Genomic DNA, 2,650 nt, shown 5'->3' with positions numbered 1-2,650 from the left:
CGGCCGGATCGGCAGTCGCCTCCTGTTCCGTTTCCGCTTCGGCATTCTGCCGGCTGGCGGCGCTGTCTGCCGGTTCCATCCGCAGGCGCAGGATCAGTTTCCGGTCGGCCTCAAGCACGGTAAAGGTCCAGCCGCGCAAGGTGAAGCTTTCTCCGGGGCCGGGTACATGCCCCGCCTCCATGCTGAGATAGCCGCCGATGGTATCCACTTCGTCCGAATCAAGGTCCACGCCCATGTCCTCAAGGTCTTCAAGCAGCGCACGGCCCGTGAGCTCGTAAATATTGTCGCCTATGGGGCGGATATCTTCCTCGCGCGGAGTATCGTGTTCGTCTTCAATGTCGCCCACGATTTCTTCCAGCACGTCCTCAATGGTGATGAGGCCGGAGGTTCCACCGTATTCGTCCAGGGCAATGGCGATATGCTGCTTGCGGGCGCGGAACTCCTGAAGCAGCGTGCGGATGGACTTGGTTTCAGGCACAAAGAACGGCTCGCGTATGAGGGCGGCCAGCGATGAGACCTTGCCCTCGCCGTCAAGCATGCTGCGCAACAGATCCTTGGCATGCAGGATGCCCACGATATTGTCGCGGGTTTCCTTGTAAACGGGAATGCGGGAATGCCCGGAGCGGACAATGATGGCTGCCACCTCTGCCATGGGCATGTCATGAGGTACGCAGTCGATGTCGGTGCGTGGAATCATGGTGTCCTGCACCTGGAGATCGTTGAAACGCAAAATGCCGAGCAGCATGGATTCCTCTTCGGGTTCCACCTCGCCATCGGCGCGCGCTTCAAGAATGGCTTTTTCCAGAGATTCCTGATCATCGTGCCCGAACAGTCTGCTCAGGCGCGACCAGATGGTACTATGACCTTCCGAACCACCGTCCAATGTAGTCTCCTTGGTTGGGAATGGAACCGGGCCGCACTATGCTGCCCGTGGGCCATGTTTGCCGCGCGGCGTGCCGCGCCTGCTTTCGGCGGTTTGGCCGCAGCACTGCACAATGGCGGCAAATTTTTCTCCGGCGTGGCCGTGCGTTACGCGGCCAGACCGAGGTCTCTTGTTTTTGTTCAGCAGCTTGAGGCGGCGCCTGCACGGTCTGTTGCGCGTTTGCGCGGCTCACGGCGCGTCTGAACCCGTCACTGCGCGGCATCTGTTATGTGATGATGCCGTGATTTGCGTTATCAAGCCTGCCCTTTTGTGGGCAGCCGCTTCGGCGTCAGCCTGTTAAAGCCGCTTGCGCTGCTCCATGTCCATATGCATGACCCACTGGGTTATGGGCGACACCCCGCGCGATTGCAGGCTGTGGAACCAGTGGATGTCGGACTTGCCCTGTTCCAGAACTGCCCAGTTGGTAAATTCTGTGCCGAGCACAAGGGCCGGCTCCGCGCCTTCGTGTATCCGGGCGTGGAGCACCTTGCAGGTGCACCAGAAGGTAACGATTTTTTCTTCCTTGCCCATGCAGTAAATTATAAGACAAAGTAACTGCGAACCTTTGTCCAGGTCAACCGGCTTGATCTCAAGGTCTTCCATGGGAAAGCGCAGGGCCATGCCTGTGGCCGAGATGTTTTCCACCTGTATGGACTCTTTTTCCATGCCGCGCCGGTAGTGCAGGAGAGGGCGGTTTATTTCGGCGGTATTGCGGGGCATGGGTTTGCTGGGGTCCAGCTCCCACACGCCGATAACGCGCACTTTTTCCTTGGGCGGCTTGATGCGGATGAAAAGGCGCTTTTGCCCGGCATCGAGATCTTCGGGAGAGGCCAGATGCAGCCGCGATTTTTCCCGCCCGGATTCAATGGACAGGATGGTTGAGCGAAATTTGTAAAAGCTCGGCCCTTCGGGCAGGGTGGCACGAAAATAGACCTCCACGGACATGCCCGTGAGTTCCTGCGAAAGAAACCCAAGAACTTCCAGGCCAAGCACTGTGTGTGAAACGGTTTGCAACAGGGCTGCAAGACCTTTGTGGGCAGCCGACTTGTCCAGCACGTTGATATCGAATATCTCGTTCTGTTCCTGTGCGGTTTCAAGCAGTTTTCGGATGATGGACTTGCGCCGAGCCTCCTGCCGCTGCCGCTGTAGACGTGTCTGAACGATGACGACGATAGTGCAGAGGATGATCAGCACCACGGCGATGACCAGGAGAAGTTGTTTGCCAGTCATAAACTCACCGAGTATGTTCCGCTGTGCCGCGAGGGGCCTTGCAGCCCCACCGGTCCGGCCGGAGGAAGAAAATATTGCGGGCCGAAGTCTGCTCTTCGCCTGTCGGCATCAAAGCCGCCCCAGTTTGTGTAAATGTATCTCCAGGCAGGCTACAGCCGCCGGGGTTACTCCTGAGATGCGTCCGGCTTGTCCGAGGCTCAGGGGCCTGACCCGGTCGAGTTTTTCCGTCACTTCACGAGATAACCCCGCTACTGTGGCATAATCCAAATCCGGGGGCAAGGCTGTGGACTCAAGCTTTGCCGTGCGCGCGACCAGTTCGCGCTGGCGGGTCAGATATCCTGCGTACTTGATCTCTGTCTGTACGCTCTCACACACGCCAGTTCCGGCCAGCATCATTTCATGCTCAAGAAATTCCGCAGCGGCGGCCGTGTCTTCACAGGCGCAGGAGCGCAGAAGCGCCGCAAGGCCGGACAAGTCCAGCTCGGGCCGGCGCAGGGC

General features: G+C 58.8%; 2 protein-coding genes and 1 pseudogene. All 3 read right to left on the bottom strand.

Annotated elements, in window-relative coordinates:
- Positions 1-883, bottom strand: an 883-nt coding sequence (locus tag V6C07_RS06795) for a hemolysin family protein (RefSeq protein ID WP_333535593.1), incomplete at its 3' end; no start/stop codon positions are given.
- A 336-nt stretch (positions 884-1,219) separates the two neighbouring features.
- Complete coding sequence (locus tag V6C07_RS06790) at positions 1,220-2,152, bottom strand: hypothetical protein (RefSeq protein WP_333535592.1); 933 nt, start codon at positions 2,150-2,152, stop codon at positions 1,220-1,222.
- A 108-nt stretch (positions 2,153-2,260) separates the two neighbouring features.
- Positions 2,261-2,650, bottom strand: a pseudogene (locus V6C07_RS06785) (tRNA uridine-5-carboxymethylaminomethyl(34) synthesis enzyme MnmG); the annotation flags it as partial.

It is taken from the genome of Desulfovibrio sp. 1214_IL3152 (assembly GCF_036763055.1).
Taxonomy (GTDB): Bacteria; Desulfobacterota; Desulfovibrionia; order Desulfovibrionales; family Desulfovibrionaceae; genus Desulfovibrio.
This window is presented reverse-complemented; position numbering and strand designations above follow the sequence as displayed.

What these genes read in the sequence shown, in the direction of transcription:
- V6C07_RS06790 (WP_333535592.1), bottom strand. Translation starts at nt 2,152, where the DNA reads ATGACTGGCAAACAACTTCTCCTGGTCATCGCCGTGGTGCTGATCATC.